18 protein-coding genes and 2 pseudogenes are annotated in these 20113 nt (G+C 63.5%); 17 read left to right on the forward strand and 3 right to left on the reverse strand.

What is annotated here, in order from left to right:
* Positions 1–17 precede the first annotated feature (17 nt).
* Positions 18–1574 carry a GMC family oxidoreductase gene (locus EJ077_RS06400; protein WP_208702919.1) on the reverse strand — a complete coding sequence of 519 codons (1557 nt, stop codon included), beginning with the start codon at positions 1572–1574 and terminating at the stop codon, positions 18–20.
* Between the two features lie 156 nt (positions 1575–1730).
* A complete protein-coding gene (locus EJ077_RS06405; RefSeq protein WP_416859541.1) occupies positions 1731–2636 on the reverse strand; it encodes a GntR family transcriptional regulator in 906 nt (301 codons plus the stop codon).
* Between EJ077_RS06405 and EJ077_RS06410 the strand changes: the two are divergent.
* The 10 genes and pseudogenes from EJ077_RS06410 to EJ077_RS06455 all read left to right on the forward strand — a co-directional run bounded on the left by EJ077_RS06410 (position 2572) and on the right by EJ077_RS06455 (position 11952).
* Positions 2572–3407, forward strand: a pseudogene (locus tag EJ077_RS06410) (alpha/beta fold hydrolase). The gene EJ077_RS06405 and the pseudogene EJ077_RS06410 overlap by 65 nt on opposite strands.
* Before the next feature lie 44 nt (positions 3408–3451).
* Complete coding sequence (locus tag EJ077_RS06415; RefSeq protein WP_208700540.1) at positions 3452–4591, forward strand: FAD-dependent oxidoreductase; 1140 nt, start codon at positions 3452–3454, stop codon at positions 4589–4591.
* A 68-nt stretch (positions 4592–4659) separates the two neighbouring features.
* The gene (locus tag EJ077_RS06420) at positions 4660–5250 is read left to right on the forward strand and encodes an amino acid synthesis family protein (RefSeq protein WP_127275691.1); all 591 of its coding nucleotides are present in this window, start codon (positions 4660–4662) and stop codon (positions 5248–5250) included.
* A gap of 30 nt (positions 5251–5280) precedes the next feature.
* Entirely contained in the window at positions 5281–5739 is a 459-nt protein-coding gene (locus EJ077_RS06425; RefSeq protein WP_208700542.1) for a YbhB/YbcL family Raf kinase inhibitor-like protein, read from the forward strand.
* 69 nt (positions 5740–5808) lie between these two features.
* Positions 5809–6531 (forward strand): class II aldolase/adducin family protein, encoded by a 723-nt coding sequence (locus EJ077_RS06430; RefSeq protein ID WP_208700544.1) that lies wholly within the window; start codon positions 5809–5811, stop codon positions 6529–6531.
* Between the two features lie 102 nt (positions 6532–6633).
* A pseudogene (locus tag EJ077_RS06435) lies at positions 6634–8270 on the forward strand (GMC family oxidoreductase).
* Positions 8270–9199 carry a 5-formyl-3-hydroxy-2-methylpyridine 4-carboxylate 5-dehydrogenase gene (fhmpcd1, locus tag EJ077_RS06440; RefSeq protein WP_208702920.1) on the forward strand — a complete coding sequence of 310 codons (930 nt, stop codon included), beginning with the start codon at positions 8270–8272 and terminating at the stop codon, positions 9197–9199. Before EJ077_RS06435 ends, fhmpcd1 begins: the two are co-directional and overlap by 1 nt.
* Before the next feature lie 61 nt (positions 9200–9260).
* The gene (locus EJ077_RS06445) at positions 9261–10091 is read left to right on the forward strand and encodes an ABC transporter ATP-binding protein (RefSeq protein ID WP_208700546.1); all 831 of its coding nucleotides are present in this window, start codon (positions 9261–9263) and stop codon (positions 10089–10091) included.
* Positions 10088–10903 (forward strand): ABC transporter permease, encoded by an 816-nt coding sequence (locus tag EJ077_RS06450; RefSeq protein WP_208700548.1) that lies wholly within the window; start codon positions 10088–10090, stop codon positions 10901–10903. Before EJ077_RS06445 ends, EJ077_RS06450 begins: the two co-directional genes overlap by 4 nt.
* A 38-nt stretch (positions 10904–10941) precedes the next feature.
* The gene (locus EJ077_RS06455) at positions 10942–11952 is read left to right on the forward strand and encodes an ABC transporter substrate-binding protein (protein ID WP_208700550.1); all 1011 of its coding nucleotides are present in this window, start codon (positions 10942–10944) and stop codon (positions 11950–11952) included.
* A 34-nt stretch (positions 11953–11986) separates the two neighbouring features.
* On the opposite strand, the gene EJ077_RS06460 is transcribed toward EJ077_RS06455, so the two are convergent.
* Positions 11987–12412, reverse strand: coding sequence for a hypothetical protein (locus EJ077_RS06460; protein WP_208700552.1), 426 nt, complete (start codon positions 12410–12412; stop codon positions 11987–11989).
* A 100-nt stretch (positions 12413–12512) separates the two neighbouring features.
* Between EJ077_RS06460 and EJ077_RS06465 the strand changes: the two genes are divergently transcribed.
* The 7 genes from EJ077_RS06465 (at position 12513) to EJ077_RS06495 (ending at position 20064) form a co-directional block, all read left to right on the forward strand.
* Positions 12513–13541 (forward strand): putative B6 ABC transporter substrate-binding protein, encoded by a 1029-nt coding sequence (locus EJ077_RS06465; RefSeq protein ID WP_208700555.1) that lies wholly within the window; start codon positions 12513–12515, stop codon positions 13539–13541.
* 77 nt (positions 13542–13618) lie between these two features.
* Complete coding sequence (locus EJ077_RS06470) at positions 13619–15187, forward strand: putative B6 ABC transporter ATP-binding protein (RefSeq protein WP_208700558.1); 1569 nt, start codon at positions 13619–13621, stop codon at positions 15185–15187.
* On the forward strand, positions 15184–16281 hold the full coding sequence (locus EJ077_RS06475; RefSeq protein WP_208700559.1) for a putative B6 ABC transporter permease subunit 2: 1098 nt from the start codon (positions 15184–15186) through the stop codon (positions 16279–16281). The genes EJ077_RS06470 and EJ077_RS06475 overlap by 4 nt, the downstream gene beginning before the upstream one ends.
* 3 nt (positions 16282–16284) lie before the next feature.
* Positions 16285–17220: a putative B6 ABC transporter permease subunit 1 gene (locus tag EJ077_RS06480; protein ID WP_208700562.1), complete on the forward strand. Its 936-nt coding sequence runs from the start codon at positions 16285–16287 to the stop codon at positions 17218–17220.
* A 47-nt stretch (positions 17221–17267) separates the two neighbouring features.
* Positions 17268–18074, forward strand: a complete 807-nt coding sequence (locus EJ077_RS06485; protein WP_208700564.1) for a 4-pyridoxolactonase — start codon at positions 17268–17270, stop codon at positions 18072–18074.
* A 26-nt stretch (positions 18075–18100) separates the two neighbouring features.
* A complete protein-coding gene (ppaT, locus tag EJ077_RS06490) occupies positions 18101–19279 on the forward strand; it encodes a pyridoxamine--pyruvate transaminase (protein WP_208700566.1) in 1179 nt (392 codons plus the stop codon).
* Between the two features lie 38 nt (positions 19280–19317).
* Positions 19318–20064, forward strand: a complete 747-nt coding sequence (locus EJ077_RS06495; RefSeq protein WP_208700568.1) for a pyridoxal 4-dehydrogenase, SDR-type — start codon at positions 19318–19320, stop codon at positions 20062–20064.
* Positions 20065–20113 lie beyond the last annotated feature (49 nt).

Here is a 20113-nt window from a genome sequence, read left to right on the forward strand (position 1 = left end):
AACGCGCAGCCCTCGGATCAAGACAGCAGGATTTTCCGGCGAGCGAAGGTCTCGGCGATGGCGAGAACCGCGGCGTGTATCGGCCCCGCGGTCAGACTGGGCATGACCGACGCATCAACGACAAAAAGATTGTCGAGCGCCTTGAGCCGCAGATCCGCATCGACGACGGCGTCCGGGTCCCTACCCATCCTGCAAGTGCCACAAGGATGGTGGTGTGTAATGACCGACCGCGCGATGAAGTCGTCCATTTCAGCCGCACTGTTCAGGGTGCCTGGCAGGAGCTCGCGCTCTCGCCAGCCGGCGAGTTCATCTCGATGTCCGATTGTCCGGGCTGCCTCGAGCGCCTGGCGAAACAGCGCGCGGTCCCGATCGCTTTGCAGGTATGCAGGGTCGATGATCAATCGATCGTCGAGTTCCGGCCCGCTTATGCGCACGCTGCCGCGGCTCGTCGGATGGGTGATCCCGAACAGCAGCGAATATGCAGTGCCAGCGGCAGGCGCCTGAAAGCGTTCGGACACGATCGGCGCGATGCCGCAACCAACGACAATTTCGGGCTGACCGGTACCGGTAAACCCGTCGGCCCGCATATAGGCCATCGACTCAGAGTGCTGGAGGCGCGAGGGGGAAACGGGCTTGCGGGCGGCATAGAGGTTGCCGGCGCCAAGCAGGTGGTCCTGAAGGTTTCGCCCGATCTCCGGCATATCGATCAAACAGCTGACGCCCGCGGCGTCGAGTATATCGTGCGGACCGATGCCCGAGCGCATCAGCAAGGCCGGACTTTCCAGCGCGCCGGCGCAAAGCACGATTTGATCCGCAAGGATTTCGACCCGACCCTGCCGCCCCACGGCCTCGAGGCCGCGGACCTGATTGCCCTCAAGCTTGAGCCGCCGCACCCGCGATCCCGTAAGAATGGTCAGGTTCTTGCGGCTTCGAACGGCCGGCATGAGCCAGGCGTCGGCCACCGTGACCCGCCGCCCGTCTCGAATGTTCAAGGAGTTCGGGGTGACGCCGATCATCTGTCCGCTGTTGTGACCTTCAAGACGCGGCAGGCCGAGCGAAGCGCCGGCTTCCATGAACGCGCGCGCGACCGGACTTACCTCGTCGGTTGGCAAATGGACGGGCATCGGCCCGCCCTTGCCGTAAAGGCCGTTGCCACCGAGCGGGTGATCCTCGATAGCCTGAAACGCGGGCAGCAATCCATCCCAGCTCCATCTGCCATCGCCGGTCGCGTCGACCCATGCCTGGAAGTCGAGGGGATGGCCGCGCATGTAGCCCATCGCATGCAGGCAACTCGAGCCGCCCACCAGCCGCCCGCGCGCCCAGTGATGCACCCGGCCTGCGGTGCCCGCTTGGGGCTCCGTGCGATAGTCCCAATCGTAGCCGCGCCCCTGAAGCGCCGGCCAGGCGGCGGGGTTCCAGATGTCGGGGTCCGCCGCCTCTTCGCCGGCCTCGACCAGCAGAACGCGACTGTCCGGCTCTTCACTCAGCCGCGCTGCAAGCAACGCGCCAGCCGACCCGCCGCCGACGATGACGATATCGGCATCCCGTTCGCGCTCAAAATTCGCCCTGGTCATCATCACTCCATCTGACGCTTGCGTGTTTGGATGGTCGGCATTTCTGGCGCTGACACGGGTGAAGCCCCGCGATCGACCTGCGTTCGGCGGACCGTCGATCCGCAACGTCATGAAGGATTTCGAGTTTTCAGACGGAGCAGCTGTCTTTCGAAAAACTCAAATCGCGCTGTCCATGGACATCTTCGCTGCCGCTTTCGCCTTCAACAGGTGATTCTTCGAGGCTTTGCGGGCGGCCTTCTCGTCGCCGGCGGCGATGGATTCGAATATCTCCTTCATCTCCGCCAGACTGCTTTGTGCCCGGCCCTCCAATGACATCGATCGTCCTCGAAAGAAGCTGATCCTGGCCACCAGACCACGATGGACTTCCTCAAGAATGGGATTCCCGCAATTCGAGAGTATGATCGAATAGAAGTCCGCGGCGGTCATGACCTGCGCCAGGCTGTCATTGCTGGATGCCGCCTCTTCGAACGCGGAAAGAGATTTCTCGAGTTCAAGCAGCTGCTCCGGCGAAATTCTCGACGCGCATCGTCCCGCCGCCTCGACTTCCAGCAGCTCTCGAACCTCGTAGATGGCGGTTGCCACCTCCCACGAAAGCGACGGTATAGACGGCCCGCGGTTGGGTACAATCTCGATCAGGCGCTCGGCCTCGAGACTGCGCAAAGCCTCCCTCAGCGACGGGCGACTGATGCCAAGCTGTGTGCACAGCTGACTTTCGATGAGGCGGCTTCCCGGCTGGAACACTCCGGAGAAGATGGCGAGCCGTAACTTGTCGACGGTCTCCCGCTGCACAGTCCGTGGCGAAATCCGCAAATTCAAATCTGGAGGCATTGGCAACGTCTCATAGGTTTGAGTCGCAATCTCTGAGGCATCATACGCGACGCGGTGGAAAATAGCCAGATTGTCAAATCTGAAGATTGCAAGAATGTCAGACAATCTGCTTGACGTGCTCCCGGCTGTATGATCCTTTTGAATGACACGGGCAGTGATGGTGAGGATCATGAACATGGCGGCAGAGATAGCTTGCGACCCATTTGGCTCGCGACGCATCGACACCGGCCGCATCGCCCTGAACGTGCGCGAGACGGGTAACGGCCCGTTGATGCTGTTTTTCCACGGCATAACCTCCAACTCCGCGGTCTTCACGCCGTTGATGGCGCGGCTCTCGGATCGCTTCACGACCGTGGCTGTCGACCAGAGGGGCATGGCCTCAGCGACAAGCCGGAAAGCGGCTACGAGGCGAATGACTATGCTGACGACATTGCCGGCCTGATCCGCACGCTCGACCGGGGTCCTGCCATCCTCGTCGGACATTCGCTCGGCGCGAGAAATTCCGTCACCGCCGCCGTGAGATATCCGGATCTGGTGCGGTCGGTCGTCGCAATCGACTTCACGCCATACATCGAAACCGAGGCGCTGGATGCGCTGGAAGCCCGCGTGAACGCAGGAAGCCAGCTTTTCGAGGATATCAAGGCCGTCGAAGCCTATCTTGCCGGCCGCTATCCGAACATTCCCGCCGCTGCCATCAAGATCAGGGCCGAGAGCGGCTATCATCGGGTCGACGGCGGGCTGCGGCCATTGGCGTCGCCCGAGGCCATGGCCCAGACAGCCAAGGGCCTGCGATCAGACTTGGCGCCCGCCTATCGGGACGTGACGAAGTCCGTACTCATCGTTCGGGGCGAGGCGAGCAAATTGGTTTCGGCGGCGGCGCTGGCAAAAACAAGCCGGTTGCGGCCGGATCTGCCCGTGGTCGTCGTTCCGGGCGCCGACCATTACGTCAACGAGGTTTCTCCCGAGATCACGCTGAAAGCCATCACGAATTTCATCGACGCCTGACGGCCCAGCACGCCGTCTTCTTGTACGCAGCATCAGGATAGAAAATGGCCAATGTAAACAAAACCCAAGGTAAGGCGCGTCGTGCCGAGGTCGCTGGCGGCGGCTTTGCCGGCCTGGCAGCGGCCATCGCTCTGAGGCAGAACGGTTGGGATGTCAGGCTGCACGAAAAGAGCTCGGAGCTCCGGGCATTCGGCGCGGGTATCTATCTCTGGCACAATGGCCTGCGCGTCCTCGAGGGACTGGGCGCCCTGGATGAGGTTCTCCAAGGTTCGCACACGCCTCCGACCTACGAGACCTGGATGCACAACAAGTCGGTTTCCAAGGAGACGTTCAACGGTCTTCCCTGGCGCATCATGACCCGGAGTCACCTGCATGATGCCTTGGTCAACCGCGCCCGTGCGCTGGGTGTCGACATATCGGTCAACTCCGAAGCGGTCGCCGCCGATCCGGAAGGCCGCCTGACGCTTCAGACCGGAGAAGTTCTCGAAGCCGACCTGATCGTCGGCGCCGACGGCGTTGGCTCCAAGGTCAGGGATTCCATCGGCTTCAAGCAGGACCGATGGGTTTCGAAAGACGGTCTCATCCGGCTGATTGTCCCGCGCAAAAAAAAGGAACTCGGTCACGGCGAGTGGGACAACACCATCGACATGTGGAACTTCTGGCCACGCGTTCAGCGCATCCTCTACTCGCCCTGCAACGAGAATGAGCTCTATCTCGGGCTGATGGCACCGGCTGCCGATCCGCGTGGGTCGCAGGTTCCGATCGATCTAGAGGTTTGGGTCGAGATGTTTCCTTTCCTGGAGCCCTGCCTGATCGAGGCGGCGAAGCTGAAAACCGCCAGGTACGACAAGTACGAGACGACGAAGCTGGACAGCTGGACAAGAGGCAAGGTCGCCCTCGTGGGCGATGCCGCGCATGCGATGTGCCCGGCTCTTGCCCAGGGCGCCGGTTGCGCGATGGTGAATGCCTTCAGCCTGTCGCAGGACCTGGAGGCGGGTCCTTCGGTCGAGGACGCGCTCGTCGCGTGGGAAAGGCGCATTCGCCCGATCACCGATCGCTGCCAGGCGCTGTCCGGCGACTATGCGGCGAACCGCTCGCTCTCGAAGGGAAACATGTTCACGCCGGCAGCTCTGGAAGCAGCCCGCTACGACCCGCTGCGCGGCGTCTTCTCATGGCCGCAGTAAGCTCGGACCGGCGGTCAACGAATTAATCGGCGCGTGCGGAAACCGTGCGCACCCTTCAGGAGATAAAGATGAACTATTCCAGTGAAGTCGAACGGGACTATGATGTCAGGGGTTGGTACGCCTCGGTCCAGGAAAGCCGGCATGACGGCGGCCAGCCTGGCGAGACCCTCGTCAAAGTCGCGACTGGCGTCGTCATACGCAATCCGTACGCCGGAAAGTTCGTCGCCGAACTGTCCGAGCTGACGAATCCGAGCTCAGCCATCGGTCATGCGCTCGGTGAGCGGGCCGTGGCGCTGCTCGGCAACAGGCCGGTCGAAAGCTACGGCAAGGGCGGTATTGCGGGCACATCAGGCGAACAGGAGCATGTCGTCGCCTGCATCACCACGGTGTTTGGAGATCCGCTGCGGCAGCAGGTCGGGGGCGGCAAGGCCTGGATTTCGTCGGTCAGCAAGGTCGCCGCCGCCGGCACATCCATCGATATTCCGCTTGCCCACAAGGACGAGCTCTACATCCGTTCCCACTATGATGCGGTCACCTTCTCCGTGCCGGATGGCCCGCGCCCCGATGAGCTTTTGATCTGCGTCGCCGTCGCATCGGGGCCGCGCGTGCATCAGCGCGTCGGGGGTAAAACCGTCGCCGACCTCAAGGTCGGCGTCTAGTTCGATCGAAATTGGCGAAGGACGAATTCCATGCCCCTGAACATCAAGGACCTCAAGATTACATCGGCTGATTTCAAGCCGCTCGGGAGATTGCGCGACGAGCATGCCGGCGACAAAGGCAACGTATTGCCCAGGCTTACGGTCAGCGGCGTGCCGGCAGGCGCGAAGGAACTCGCGGTCATCTGCCATGATCCCGACGCGCCGTTGCCCAACGGCTTCACGCATTGGGTCGTCTACGGCATCGATCCGTCGACCACCGATCTTTCGGACGCGCAGGAAAAGTTCCGCGTCGGCCCCAATGGCGCCGGCGGCAAGCAGTATTACGGGCCTCAGCCGCCCGCTGGCCATGGCGAACATCACTACTACTTCTGGGTCTATGCCCTGGACACCAAAGTCGAAGGGACACCCACCAGGGAGGAGTTCCTGCAGAAATATGCCGGCAACATCATCGAGCAAAATCGGATCGTCGGCATCTACGAAAACAAGTGAAATCCGCGGCGCCGGCGACCGATAACAACAACAAGAATGGTCGCTGTCACCGCAATGGGAGAATTGGAAATGAAAGACAACAGCCCGGTGCACCAGAAGGTCTTCGAAGAGCTGGTCACAGCGACGAAGATCCTTCTGAACGAAGGCATTATGGATACGTTCGGGCACATCAGCGCCCGTGACCCCGAGGATCCCGAAAGCTTCTTCCTAGCCCAGAAGCTTGCTCCGAGCCTGATTAAGGTCGACGACATCCAGCGTTTCAATCTCGACGGCGAGACGTCGGATAATAGACCCTCCTATCTTGAGCGCTATATCCACAGCGAGATCTATAAGGCGCGACCTGACGTTCAGTGTGTGCTCCACACCCACTCTCCGGCTGTCCTGCCGTACTGCTTCGTCGATACGCCGCTTCGGCCGGTCACCCACATGGGAGCTTTCATCGGCGAGTCGGTCCCGGTCTACGAGATTCGCGACAAGAATGGCGACGAGACGGATCTCTTCGGCGGCAGCCCCGGGGTCTGCGCGGATATCGCCGAAAGTCTCGGCAACCAGACCGTGGTCCTCATGGCGCGGCATGGCGTCGTCAATGTCGGCAACTCCGTGCGGGAAGTCGTCTTCCGCGCCTTCTATCTCGAGCAGGAAGCGGCAGCGCTCACGGCCGGACTGCGGATCGGCAATATCAAATATCTGTCGCCGGGCGAGATAAAGACGGCAGGAAAACTCGTCGGTGCCCAGATCGATCGAGGATGGAATCACTGGTCGCAGCGTCTCAGGCAAGTGGGCCTTGCCTGATCCTTGAACATGGCCTGGAAAAGCTTGGTCCAAGCCAAGCTCTCTGGGCCTCGATCTCGATAATTCTCTGGCGCCTGAGCGTCAGGCGAAAGCAACAAAACCATGCCGCACGCGGAAAGTTACGACTACATCATCGTTGGGGCCGGATCGGCCGGTTGCGTGCTCGCCAACCGGCTGAGCGCCGACCCCGGATGTTCGGTGCTGTTGCTGGAGGCCGGCGGCTGGGATCGCGATCCCATGATCCACATACCGCTTGGCTGGGGCAAAATCCTGACGGAGCGCCGCCATGACTGGATGTATTTCTGCGAGCCGGAAGACAATGTCGGTGGCCGCAGGGTCGAGTGCGCGCGCGGCAAGGTGATCGGGGGGTCGTCGTCGACCAATGCCATGGCCTATGTGCGGGGCAATCGCGGCGACTACGACCGTTGGGCGGCCAGCGGGCTCCAAGGCTGGTCGTACGAGAAGGTGCTGCCGTATTTCCAGAAGCAGGAAAGCTGGGAAGGGGGCGGCAACCGTTTTCGTGGTGGCAATGGTCCGGTCAGCACCCAGTTCTGCCGCTACAAGGACCCGCTGATCGACGCCTTTGCGCAAGCCAGCGTCGAGGCGGGTTATCCGCAGACGGATGACTATAATGGCGAGCGGCAGGAAGGGTTCGGCCGGCTCCAAATGACGATTTCGAAAGGCCGGCGCAGCTCGACCGCGTCCGCCTATCTGCGGCCGGCCCTGAAGCGGCCCAATCTGACCGTCCTGACCGGAGCGACGGCGACGAAGATCACCTTGGAAGGCAGGCGCGCCACCGGGGTGATGATAAACCATGGTGGCGGCGAACGGACGGTCGTCGCCCGCAAGGAAGTGCTGCTCTCGGGCGGTGTGATCAACACGCCGCAACTCCTGATGCTGTCCGGCATCGGGGCGCCCGAGGAGCTCGCGGTGCACGGTATCGAGACGCGGGTCGACCTGCCGGCGGTCGGCAAGAACCTGCAGGATCACGTCTCGGTGATCCTCATGTACCGACGCCGGGCTCCGGGCGGCCCTTTCCTTCGCAACATGCGTGCCGATCGGATCGGGTTCGATTTCGCCAAGACCTACTTCACGGGTCGGGGCTTCTCGGGCGACGTGCCCGGCGGGGTTGTCGCTTTCCTGAAAAGCCGCCCGGAACGGCCGTTGCCCGATGTGCAACTGCTGTTCACCGCGGCTCCGCTCGCCGCGTGGCCATACTTCAAGCCGTTCAAGGCGCCATTTCCGGACGGTTTCGCCACGCGGATCGTGGCGACGCAGCCTGAAAGCCGGGGGCGGTGAAACTGGCCTCGGCCGATCCTCTCGCGGCACCGCTGATCCATCAGAATTTCCTCGCTTCGCCGAAGGACTGGGAGTCCCTCCGGGCCGGTTTCCGGGTGGCGAGGGATCTCGCGGCGCAGCCCTCCATGCAGCCCTTCATCGAGACGGAGTTCTTTCCCGGTCCCAAATGCCAGAGCGATGAGGAGATCGACGAGCATATCCGCAAGACTTCCATCACCGTGCATCATCCGGCCGGGACTTGCCGCATGGGCGCCGATGCGGCCTCCGTCGTCGATCCGCAATTGCGACTTCGCGGCGTCGACGGCCTTAGGGTGGTGGACGCGTCCGTCATGCCCGACCTGGTCTGCGGAAACATCAATGCGGCGGTGATCATGATTGCCGAGAAAGCCGCCGACCTCATCGCAGCATCAAAAGCAGCAATGGAAAGCAGGGCAGCGTGATGATCCAACGTATCGCCATCATCGGTCTGGGTACGATGGGGCCAGGTATGGCCGCCCGGCTCGCCAGGGGCGGCCTGCAGGTCGTCGCCTACGATGTTGCCCCGGCGGCGATCGAGCGCGCGGTGGCCATGCTGGGCGTGGCTGAGACCGTTCTGGATTCCCTGGGTATCGCGGTGCCTCCGGCCGGCGCAGGAACGGTCCGCTTCACGGATGATATCGCGGACGCGGTATCGGGTGCCGACCTCGTCATCGAGAACGTTCCTGAAAATATCTCGATCAAGGCCGACGTCTATCGCACGATCGACAGCCTGATCGCATCGGACACGATCGTCGCGTCCGACACGTCGGGCATCCCGATCACCAAGCTGCAGGCGCATATCTCGCATCCCGAGCGGATGGTGGGCATGCACTGGTCGAACCCGCCGCACATCATCCCCATGATCGAGGTGATCGCCGGCGAGAAGACGGCGCCGCGGACCGTGACTGTTATCCGCGACCTGATCCGCTCGATCGGCCTCTTGCCGGTGGTGGTGAAGAAGGACGTTCCGGGCTTCGTCGAAAACCGCGTGCTCTATGCGCTGCTGCGCGAGGCGGTCGATCTCGTCGAGCGCGGTGTCATCGAGGCGGAAGATCTCGACACCTGCGTTTCCTGGGGCATCGGTTACAAGATCGCCGTGATCGGGCCGATGGCGCTGCTCGATATGGCGGGCCTCGATATCTACAAGTCCGTCTCGTCCTTCCTCAACGCCGATCTCTCCAATCGCGACGACGTCGCGCCGATGGTGCTGGAAAAGACGAATGCGTCGAAGCTCGGCATCAAGTCGGGCGAGGGCATGTTCTCCTATACGCCCGAGCAGATAAAGGCGCTGCAAGGTGAGCGGGCGCGCAAACTCGTCGCGGTGCGGCGCATCCTGGAAGGCCGGGAGTAGCCAATGACACATCGTGCTCACAAGGCCGGTCGGATTGGGGCGCCGCATGGAGGACCAAGCCATGCGCGTTGAAACCATTCGAGCAGCCGGCGGCCGGCCGGCCCATATCCGTCACGACGACCTGATTTCGGCCAAGGGCGTTTCGGTGGTCATGGCCAAGCAGCTGGTTCTGCAGAACATCGATCTTTCGGTGCCGAAGGGATCGTTTGTTTCTCTCATCGGTCCTTCCGGTTGCGGCAAGAGCACTTTGCTCAAGGTTCTGGCCGGGCTGGTAAGTCCGACAAGCGGCAGCGTTTCGATCGCCGGGCTTTCGCCAGTCGAGGCGGCGCGCAAGCGCATGATCGGCCTCGTCTTCCAGGACGCCAACCTGCTGCCGTGGAAGAATGCCGTCGACAACGCGTCCATGCTGCTCGGCATCGCCGACAAGTCGCTGTCGGGCGCGGAGCTGCGGGCACGCGGACAGGAGATGCTTGAGCTGGTGGGCTTGGGCGATGCCGCCCACAAGCGTCCAAACGAATTGTCGGGTGGCATGCGTCAGCGCGTCGCCATCGCGCGGGCCCTGGCGCTCGACCCGGCGGTGCTGCTGATGGACGAGCCGTTCGGTGCGCTGGACGCCATTACCCGCGATCAGATGGGCCAGTCGCTGCTGGAGATCTGGCAGCGCACCGGCAAGACCATCGTTCTCGTCACCCACTCCATCGACGAGGCCATTCATTTGTCGCGCCATGTGCATGTGCTGGGGATCAAGCCCGGCCGGATCACCGAGAGCCTCGACATTGGCCTGCCCTATCCACGCGATCTGTCGGTGACGGAAGATCCGGAGTTCGTCAGGCTGGTGGTTCAACTGCGCACGATGCTGCGCGCCAGCCATCAACCGGGAGGCGCGTCATGAGCGATCAACCCATCACCAATCTCTCCGAGACGCGGCTTGCCTCGAACTGGGCGGCCGCCACCGGCAGCTGGCTCCCGGCGGTCATACTTCTGCTGGTGACGATCGTGGCGTGGGAAGCCGTGGTGCGGATTTTCGCCATCTCCGCCTACATCATTCCCGCCCCGTCCGAGATCGCGCAGTCGCTGGTCGCGCAATGGGCAACACTGATGCAGGCGACCCTGGTGACCGCGGGCGAGATCCTGTTCGGGTTCCTTGTCTCCGTCGTGGTCGGCGTCGCCATTGCGCTGGTCATCGTGCGCTTCGACTGGCTGGGGCGCGCGCTTTATCCGCTGGTGGTGCTGTTCCAGAACGTCCCCAAGGTGGCGCTGGCGCCGATCTTCATCCTCTGGTTCGGCTACGGCCTCGCGCCCAAGATCGGCCTCATCCTGGTCATCGCCTTCTTTCCGGTGACATTGTCGATGCTAGCGGGCATGCAGTCGGTCGACCGCTCGCTGCTGTCGCTGATGAATTCGGTCGGCGCCAGCCCGACGCAGATCCTGCTCAGGATCCGCGTTCCGCATTCGCTGCCGAACCTGATGGCGGGAACCAAGATCGCGGCCACGCTGAGCGTGATCGGCGCCATCGTCGGCGAATTCGCCGGCGCCTCGGACGGGTTGGGCTACGTCATCCAGTTCGCCTCGACCCAGCTCGACACCGCGCTGGTCTTCGCGGCGCTGCTGCTCGTCTCCGTGCTCGGCATCGCCTTCTACTACGCGGCCGAAATCCTCGAACGCATCGTGGTGCCCTGGGCACCCAAATTCAGCCAGGCCTAGGCCTCTCGATCAACCATCGACAATAAAAGGGAACAAAAATGCTGAGACGCTCACTTATCAAGGTAGCCACGCTTGCGGCATTTGCCGGCGCGCTTGGCTTCTCGAACGCGGCGCTGGCGGCGGACAAGGTCACTGTCCAGCTCGACTGGGTGGTGCGCGGCAACCACGCCATGTTCTTCGTCGGCAAGGAAAAAGGCTTCTTCGCCAAGAACGACATCGACGTCGCCGAAATCCGCAAGGGTTCGGGTTCGCCGGATGCCATGCGGCTGGTGGGCAACGGGAACGCTGATTTCGGTTTCGGCGATCTTCCCACGCTCGCCGTTGCCCGCTCGCAGAGCGTTCCGGTGGTGGCGGTGGCCGCCGTCAACCAGCACTCGCCGCTGGCGATCATGTCGCTCGCCAAGACAGTGAAACTCACCAAGCCGGCTGATCTCAAGGGCCTGACCATCGGCATTCATCCAGCCGGCTCGACCTACATTTTCTTCAAGGGCTTCCTGGCGGCCAATGGCCTGACCGAGAAGGACATGACGCTGAACAGCGTCTCGCCGCCCTATGAGAGCTATCTGCTTCTGGGCCGGGTCCAGACGGTGGTCGGCTATGTCGACGCCGAGGTGCCCGAACTGGAGGCCAAGGCGGGCGGTCCCGGTTCGCTCAGCATCATGATGGGCGCCGACCATGGCTGGAAGGCTTATGGCTCCGGCCTGTTCACCTCGGAGGCGATGATCAAGGACAAGCCCGACGTCGCCGCTCGCTTCGTCAAGGCGTACAGGGAAGCCTTCGACTATGTCGTCGCCCATCCGGAAGAGGCCGCCGAGATCACGGCAAAGGCTGCTCCGGGCTATGCGGACAAGAAGGATGTGCTGCTGGCGCAGATCAAGGCCGATATCGCCTCGACCTTCAACAGCCCCGACACCAAGGACCATGGCCTCGGCTGGATGACGAAGACGCAGTGGGAGGAAACCCTGAAGACGCTCACGGACCAGGGCGTGCTCAAGACGGCGCTGTCGGCCGACGACGTCTTCACCGACAAATTCCTGGCGAAGGAATAGGCCCGATGTTCCGGGCGGACGCATCAATGAGCGCCTACCGGCACGCCAGGCTGTCCTGCAGCATGCTGCAGGACACCGCCCGCGCGCCCTTGGCGGCGTCGGTCCGGTCGAGCGCGATCTGCACGCGAGTGGCGTATGCGCGGCCCGCCAGGCCGCACCACAGCCGCTCGACCGGCAGGTTCTCGCGCTTGTCGTTGAGAATGGTGAAGGTTCCCGTCTTGGGGTCGAACCAGAGTTCGACGCGAGCGCTCTTGCCCGGCTCGATCGTCGCGATCCCTTCCGAATACCAGTGGGCAAAGTCGGCGTTGCAGGACACGCCTTCCTTGCCCGCATTCGAAATCGTCAACGGCACCATGTCGAGCCCGTCGGTGCCCTTGCGGACAATCACCTGGTGCAACTCGACCGCGTTGGCGAGCGATGTGAACGCCAGAATCACGGGAAGGGCATAACGGATTTTCACTTTGCCTGAGCTCCATGGGGTAGTTTTCTCAGGCAGTCTATCTCGCTTCGGCGCAATAACAACAAGAATATTGATTGGAAAATCAAACAGAGAGGGTAACATGCTAAAGATTCTCAAGAGCAGTGTAAGTGCATTTATATTGTGCGGCGTCTTGATGGGCGGCGCGCTTGCCGGCGAAGTCAAGTCGATCGCCATCCTGACGCCCGAAGAGGGCACGGACTATGGCTGGAACCAGCAGGGCATCGACGCCGCCAAGGCAGCCGGCAAGGCCGCCGGTGTCGAGGTGGTCGTGGCCCAGGGCCTCGGCTATGGCGATGTCCGTCCGACGCTGCGCGAGCTCGCGTCCGACGGCGCCAGCCTGCTGATCGCGCATGCCAGCGGCTACAACACCTCGGCCCCTGAAATCGCCAAGGAACTGAAGGTTCCGGTGGCGATCGTCGACACGCCGAACGGCCTGGAGAAGGGCCTCGTCGCCGACTACACGCTGAGCGGTCACCAGGGCGCTTATCTGGCCGGCCGTCTCGCCGCCAAGATGTCGCGTTCGAAGTCGGTCGGCATCGTCGTCTCCGGCGAACCGCCATCGTGGAACTCGCAGTCGGCGGCGTTCGCGCAGGGCGTGAAGGCGGAGAATCCGGACGTCAAGATCACCTATGCGGTGATCGGGCCGGCCGCCTACAGTGACGCCGCCGGCGGCAAGCGCGTCACCGAAAGCGTTATCGCCTCGGGCGCCGACATCATCTTCGGCCAGGGCAACGGCTCCAGCTTCGGCATGCTGCAGGCGGTCGAGACGACCAAGGCCGCCGATGGCGGCAAGGTCTATTTCATCGACGTCATCGGCGACAAGTCGCCGATCGACAAGGGCTTCCTGCTGTCGTCGGTGGTGTGGAACATCGAACCGGTCTACGCGGCGATGATCGCCGACCTGAAGGCCGACACGTTCGGTACCAAGCACTATTCGATCGAACTCAAGGACAACTCGGTGCAACTGCTGAAGACCGCCGCCATCCCGGACAAGGTCTGGAGTGAAATCCAGGCGCTGCGCGAGGACGTCATTTCCGGCAAGATCAAGGTCGATCCGGTCTATGACGCCGCCGCTGTCAGGGCGCTGATGACCAGCGTCGCCCAGTAAGGCGATCAAAGTCGGCTGCCGGAGGGGCGATCGGTTCGCCCCTCCGGACCATTCCCATTTTCTGGTGCTGGGCTTTCATGAGCAGTCTTTCTTCATCGCCCGTCGATATCAGCGACATCGTCGCGCTTGAAGGCGTGACCAAACGCTTTCCCGGCATTGTCGCCAACGACAGCATCGACCTGTCGATCCGCCCTGGCGAGGTGCATGTGCTGCTGGGCGAGAACGGCGCGGGCAAATCCACCTTGATCGGCATGCTGTCGGGCCTGCAGCAGCCCGACGAGGGGTGCATCCTTGTCGACGGCAAACCGACGCCGATCACCTCGCCGCGCCACGCGCTGGCGCTCGGCATTGGCACGGTGTTCCAGCACATGATGCTGGTGCCCACCCTGACGGTCGCCGAGAACCTGCTTCTTGGCGGGTCCTGGTGGCAGCGTCCCAGGACCGAAGAGCTCGAGGCGCGCGTGGCCGAGATCACCCGCAGTCTCGGCATCACGGTGAAATTGCATGCCAGGGTTTCGGAACTTTCGCTCGGCGAGCAGCAGCAGGCCGAGATCCTGCGCGCCATGGTGCGCAACAGCCGGCTGCTGATCCTCGACGAATCCACCTCGATGCTGACACCGAAGGGCATCGAGGAACTTGGCGCACTGATGCGCCGCCTCGTCGAGCAAGGATTGGCCATCGTCTTCATCACCCACAAGCTCAAGGAGGCCGCCGCCTTCGGCGACCGCATCTCGGTGCTGAAGCTCGGCCGCAAGGTCGGCGAAATACCGCCCGAGCGGTTTCGCGCGCTTGGCGAACAGGAGATCATTTCCGAGATCGTGGAGTTGATGTTCGGTAAGCAGAAGGACGATCCCGAAGCGGTCGAACGCCCGGCCCGCGCGGTCGACGCGCAAGCCGCGCCGCTGCTTCAGGTCGCGAATCTCGCGGTCGCGCCGACCGACAACGCGCCCGGCCTGTCGTCGATCTCCTTCGACATCCGTCCGGGCGAGATACTCGGCATCGCCGGCATTGACGGCAACGGCCAGAAACAACTGGCGGAGGCCTTGGCCGGCCAGCGCGTGGCGACCGGTGGTTCGGTGTGGCTGGAGGGCACCCCCATCGAGACCCTGAGCGTCGGCGAACGCCGCCAGCGCGGCCTTCGCTACCTGACCGACGACCGGCTGGGCGAGGGCACCGTCGGCACGTTCCCGGTCTCCATCAATTTCTTCCTCAAACAGGTCGGCGCGGCGCCTTTCTGGCGCGGCGGTGTCGAGCAGCGTGCCGAGATCGACAAGCGCGCCGCCGAGCTCGTGCGCGAATACGATGTGCGCACGCCAAGCCTGAAGACGCCGGTCGCGCGGCTTTCGGGGGGCAACATCCAGAAGGTGCTGCTGGCGCGCGAACTGGCCGAAGGCGCCAAGGTGGTGATCTTCAACAAGCCGACCTACGGGCTCGATCTCGCCAACACGCTGGCCTCGCGCCAGCGCATCCGCGACACGGCGGCACGCGGCCTCGCCGTACTCCTGATCTCCACCGACCTCGAGGAATTGCTCAGCATGTGCGACCGTATCGCGGTGATCGCCAATGGCGCACTGGTCGGCACCGTCGCCAACGCCGACGACGCCCGCACCAGGGTCGGCCGCCTGATGATCGGACTTGCCGCATGAGCATCGACACCGCACCCGCCGCCAGCGCCACCGCACTCGATGCCACGAGCGGGGCGGCCACGCGCCGCGACATTCTGCACCGGCTGCTGATGACGATTGGGCCGATCCTTGCCGCTCTCGTCATTGCCGGCTGCATCCTGCTTGCCGTCGGCGTCGACCCGCTCGCCTACTATGGCTATGTGCTGGAAAAGGGCCTGTTCTCGCCGCTGGGCATCCAGCAGACGCTGACGCGCATGGCGCCGCTGCTGTTTCTCGCCGCCGGCCTGATCGTGGCCTTTCGCGCCGGCATGTGGAATCTGGGCGGCGACGGCCAGTTCCTGCTCGGCGCCGTCACGGCCGCCGCCAGCGCACCGGTTCTGGTGGAGATCTTGCCGACCTGGCTGGCGTTGATCTGCGCGTTCCTGATCGCCATGCTGGTGGCCATGATCTGGTCGCTGGTGCCGGCGCTGCTGCGCGCCTATCAGGGTGTCAACGAGATCATCACCACGCTGATGATGACGTTCCTCGGCACGTCGCTTGCCAATGTGCTGGTCAAGCTGGTGTTTCGCGATCCCGGCACGACCGTGCCGCAGACCCGCACGCTGCCGGTGGAAGACCGGCTGCCGCGCCTGTTTGAAACCTCGATTACCAGTGGCCTCCTGCTCGGCTTGGCGGCGATCATCATCGTGCATCTGGTGATGACGCGCACGGCTTTCGGGCTGAAATTGCGGATCGTCGGCGCCAACCCGCGCGCCGCGGTTCATGCGGGGCTGGGCGTGCCCGGGCTGACCATTGCGGTCTTTGCCATTTCGGCCGGGCTCGCGGGCCTTGCCGGCGCTGTCGACATCATCGGCGTACAGGGCAATGTCCGCGCCGACTGGAACCCCGCCTATGGGCTGGCGGTCATTCCGGCCGTGTTTCTCGCCCGCATGAACGGCTTTGCGGCGATAGGCTTCGTGTTCCTGCTCTCGGTGCTGTCGATCGGCGGCGAGAGCGCGGCGCGGCGGCTTGGCGTGCCTAATCATTTCACGCTGGTTCTGGTCTCCATCGTGCTGATCGTGCTCGCTCTCGCCGAGTACGTCGACCACCGCTATCACCAATCGAGAAAGGCTTAGGGCATGACCGGGCTCTTCAGCGAAGTCTTTCTCAGTGCGCTGCTGTTTGGCGCCGTCACGGCCGCCATTCCACTGCTGCTTGCGGGGCTCGGCGAACAGATGTCGGAAAAGGCAGGCGTGCTCAACATCGGCATCGAAGGCATGATGCTGGCAGGCGCCTATCTCGGGTTCGTCGGCGCCTTCTATTCGGGATCGCTGTGGCTGGGCTTCCTCACCGGAGCTGCCGGCGGCATCGCGGTGGCGCTGATCATGGCGCTGCTTTGCGTGCGCATCGGACTGAACCAGATCGTCATCGGCATCGCGCTGACGCTTGGTCTCGAGGGCCTGACGGCGCTGCTTCACCATTTCCAATTCTCGCGCAGTTATCCCCGCCTGCCGGCGGCGGACGCAACCGTCATTCCGCTGCTGTCGGACATTCCGGTCATCGGCCCGGCCTTCTTCATGCATCATCTGATCGTCTATCTGGCGGTCGCGCTGGTGTTCGGCATGGGCTATCTCTACCGGCGCACGCAACTCGGCCTCAATCTGCAGGCCGCCGGCGACAAGCCGGCCGCGCTCGACGTCGCCGGCATCGACGTCATCAGGACCCGCACCATCGCCGTGTTGACGACCGGCGCGCTGGCCGGGCTCGGCGGCGCCTATCTCGCCAATGTCGGGGCGGGCCTGTTCATTCCGTTCATCACCAATGGCGCCGGCTTTCTCGGCATCGTGCTGGCCATGCTGGCGCGCGGACGTCCGGTCTGGGTGCTCTTCGGGGCTCTTTTGTTCGGCGTCTGCCTGTCGCTGACCACGGCCATGCAGGTGGCGGGCATCAACATCCCGACCGACGTCATCCAGATGCTGCCGTTCCTGGCGGTGATGATCATGCTGGTGCTGTTCGGGCGGCGGGCCAGCCTGCCGGCGGCGCTCGGCATTCCATACGAGCGCGGCGCGCGCTGACTGAAACCAGATGCGCGGATGGACCCGCGCCGCAAACGGAGGCAACAATGTCGGATACCAAGGTCTACCTGCTCGACGGCGGCTCGCTCGTCCTCGACGGCTATCATGTCTTCTGGAATCGCGGCCCGGGCGGCGAGGTGCGCTTCCCGGTCTACTCGATCCTGATCGAGCATGCCGAGGGCCGCTTCCTCATCGATACCGGCTACGACTACGACCACGTCATGAAGGTGCTGCCTTTCGAGAAGCCGATCCAGGAAAAGCACCAGACCATTCCCGGCGCGCTTGCGCTGCTTGGGCTTGAGCCCAGGGATATCGACGTCGTCGTCAACTCGCACTTCCATTTCGACCATTGCGGCGGCAACAAGTATTTTCCGCACGCCAAGAAGATCTGCCATCGCACGGAGGTGCCGCAGGCCTGCAATCCACAGCCCTTCGAACATCTCGGCTATTCCGACCTGAGCTTCTCGGCCGAGGCCGCCGAAGCGCGTGGCGCGACCGGCCAGTTGCTGGAGGGCACGACGCGCGCCAACTCGACCTTCGAGGGCATCGACGGCGACGTCGAGCTGGCCAAGGGCGTCAAGCTGATCTCGACTCCCGGCCACTCGATCGGCCATTACAGCCTCCTGGTCGAGTTTCCCAAGCGCAAGCCGATCATGTTCACCATCGACGCCGCCTATACGCAGAAGAGCCTTGAAACGCTGTGCCAGGCGGCCTTCCATATCGACCCGATCGCGGGCGTCAATTCGATGCGCAAGGTGAAGAAACTTGCCGAGGATCACGGCGCCGAGCTCATGTACTCGCATGACATGGACAACTTCAAGACCTACAAAACCGGCACGCAGTTCTACGGCTGACCGCCGCCAATCCGGAGACCAAGACCATGCGCTATCTCGAACACGCCGATCCGGTCATCACGCTGACCGCGGGACCGGTGAACGCCTACGCGGAGGTGCTGCGGGGCCTCGGCCGCACCGTGCTCTACGATTACGACCCGGCCTTCCAGCTCTTCTACGAGAAGGTCGTCGATAAGGCGCAGAAGGCGATGCGGCTTTCCAACAAGCCTGTGATCCTGCATGGCGAGCCGGTGCTGGGCCTGGAAGCGGCGGCAGCGTCGCTGATCACGCCCGACGACGTGGTGCTCAACCTTGCCTCGGGTGTCTACGGCAAGGGGTTCGGCTACTGGGCGAAACGCTATTCGCCGCATCTGCTCGAAATCGAAGTGCCCTATAACGAGGCGATCGACCCGCAGGCGGTTGCCGACATGCTGAAGGCGCATCCGGAAATCACGATCGTCTCCGTCTGTCATCACGACACCCCGTCGGGCACTATCAATCCGATCGATGCCATCGGCGCGCTGGTGTCGGCGCATGGCGGCTACCTGATCGTCGATGCCGTCTCGTCGTTCGGGGGAATGAAGACGCATCCGGAGGACTGCAAGGCCGACATCTATGTCACCGGGCCGAACAAGTGCCTCGGCGCACCTCCCGGCCTGACGATGATGGGCGTCAGCGAGCGGGCCTGGGCCAAGATGAAGGCCAATCCGCTGGCGCCGCGCGCATCGATGCTGAGCATCGTCGATTGGGAAAATGCCTGGTCGAGGGAAAAGCCGTTTCCGTTCACGCCATCCGTCTCGGAGATCAACGGGCTCGATGTCGCGCTCGACCTCTATCTCAACGAGGGGCCGGAAGCGGTGTGGGCGCGCCATGCCCTGACTGCCAAGGCCATGCGTGCGGGCGTCACCGCGATGGGCCTGTCGATCTGGGCCGCCAGCGACAAGATCGCCTCGCCGACGACGACCGCTGTCCGCACGCCGGATGGTGTGGACGAGAAAGCACTTCGCCAGGCAGCGCGCGCCCGCTACGGCGTGGTGTTTTCGTCGGGTCGCGGAGAGACCCTGGGCAAGCTGACGCGCATCGGCCACATGGGCCCGACGGCACAGCCGATCTACGCGATCGCGGCACTGACGGCGCTTGGCGGCGCCATGAATGCGGCAGGCCGCAAGCTTGCGGTCGGCAAGGGCATCGACGCGGCGCTGGCCGTGATCGACGCCGACGCCTGAACAGACATCACAAGATTACGCATCGAGGGAGAAATTTCATGACTGAGCGGCTTGCGGGAAAGACGGCGCTGGTGACAGGCGCCGCACAAGGCATCGGCAAGGCGATCGCGGCGCGGCTGGCGGCCGACGGCGCGACCGTCATCGTCAGCGACATCAATGCCGAGGGTGCGAAGGCCGCGGCCGCCGCGATCGGCGGCAAGGCGAAGGCTGTCGCCGCCGATATTGCCGATCCGGGCGCGGTCAGGGCGCTGTTTGGCGAGATACAGGCGTCGACCGGCGGCATCGACATCCTCGTCAACAATGCCAGCATCGTGCCGTTCGTCGCCTGGGACGATGTCGACCTCGACCATTGGCGCAAGATCATCGACGTCAACCTGACAGGGACGTTCATCGTCACCCGCGCGGCCACCGACCAGATGCGGGCGGCCGGCAAGGCCGGACGCGTGATCAGCATCGCCTCCAATACTTTCTTCGCGGGCACGCCGAACATGGCGGCCTATGTCGCGGCCAAGGGCGGCGTCATCGGTTTCACCCGGGCGCTGGCCTCCGAGCTTGGCAAGTACAACATCACCGCCAATGCGGTGACGCCCGGTCTGATCGAGAGCGATGGCGTCAAGGCCAGCCCGCACAACGAGGCGTTCGGCTTCGTCGAGATGCTGCAGGCAATGAAGGGCAAGGGCCAGCCCGAACACATCGCCGATGTCGTGTCATTTCTCGCATCCGATGACGCGCGCTGGATCACCGGCCAGACGCTCAACGTTGATGCGGGCATGATCCGGCACTAGAGGCGATCGACACATCGACAGCCACGGCCGGCAGGTTGCGGGCGACATG

The sequence above is a fragment of the Mesorhizobium sp. M8A.F.Ca.ET.057.01.1.1 genome (assembly GCF_003952565.1).
GTDB lineage: Bacteria > Pseudomonadota > Alphaproteobacteria > Rhizobiales > Rhizobiaceae > Mesorhizobium.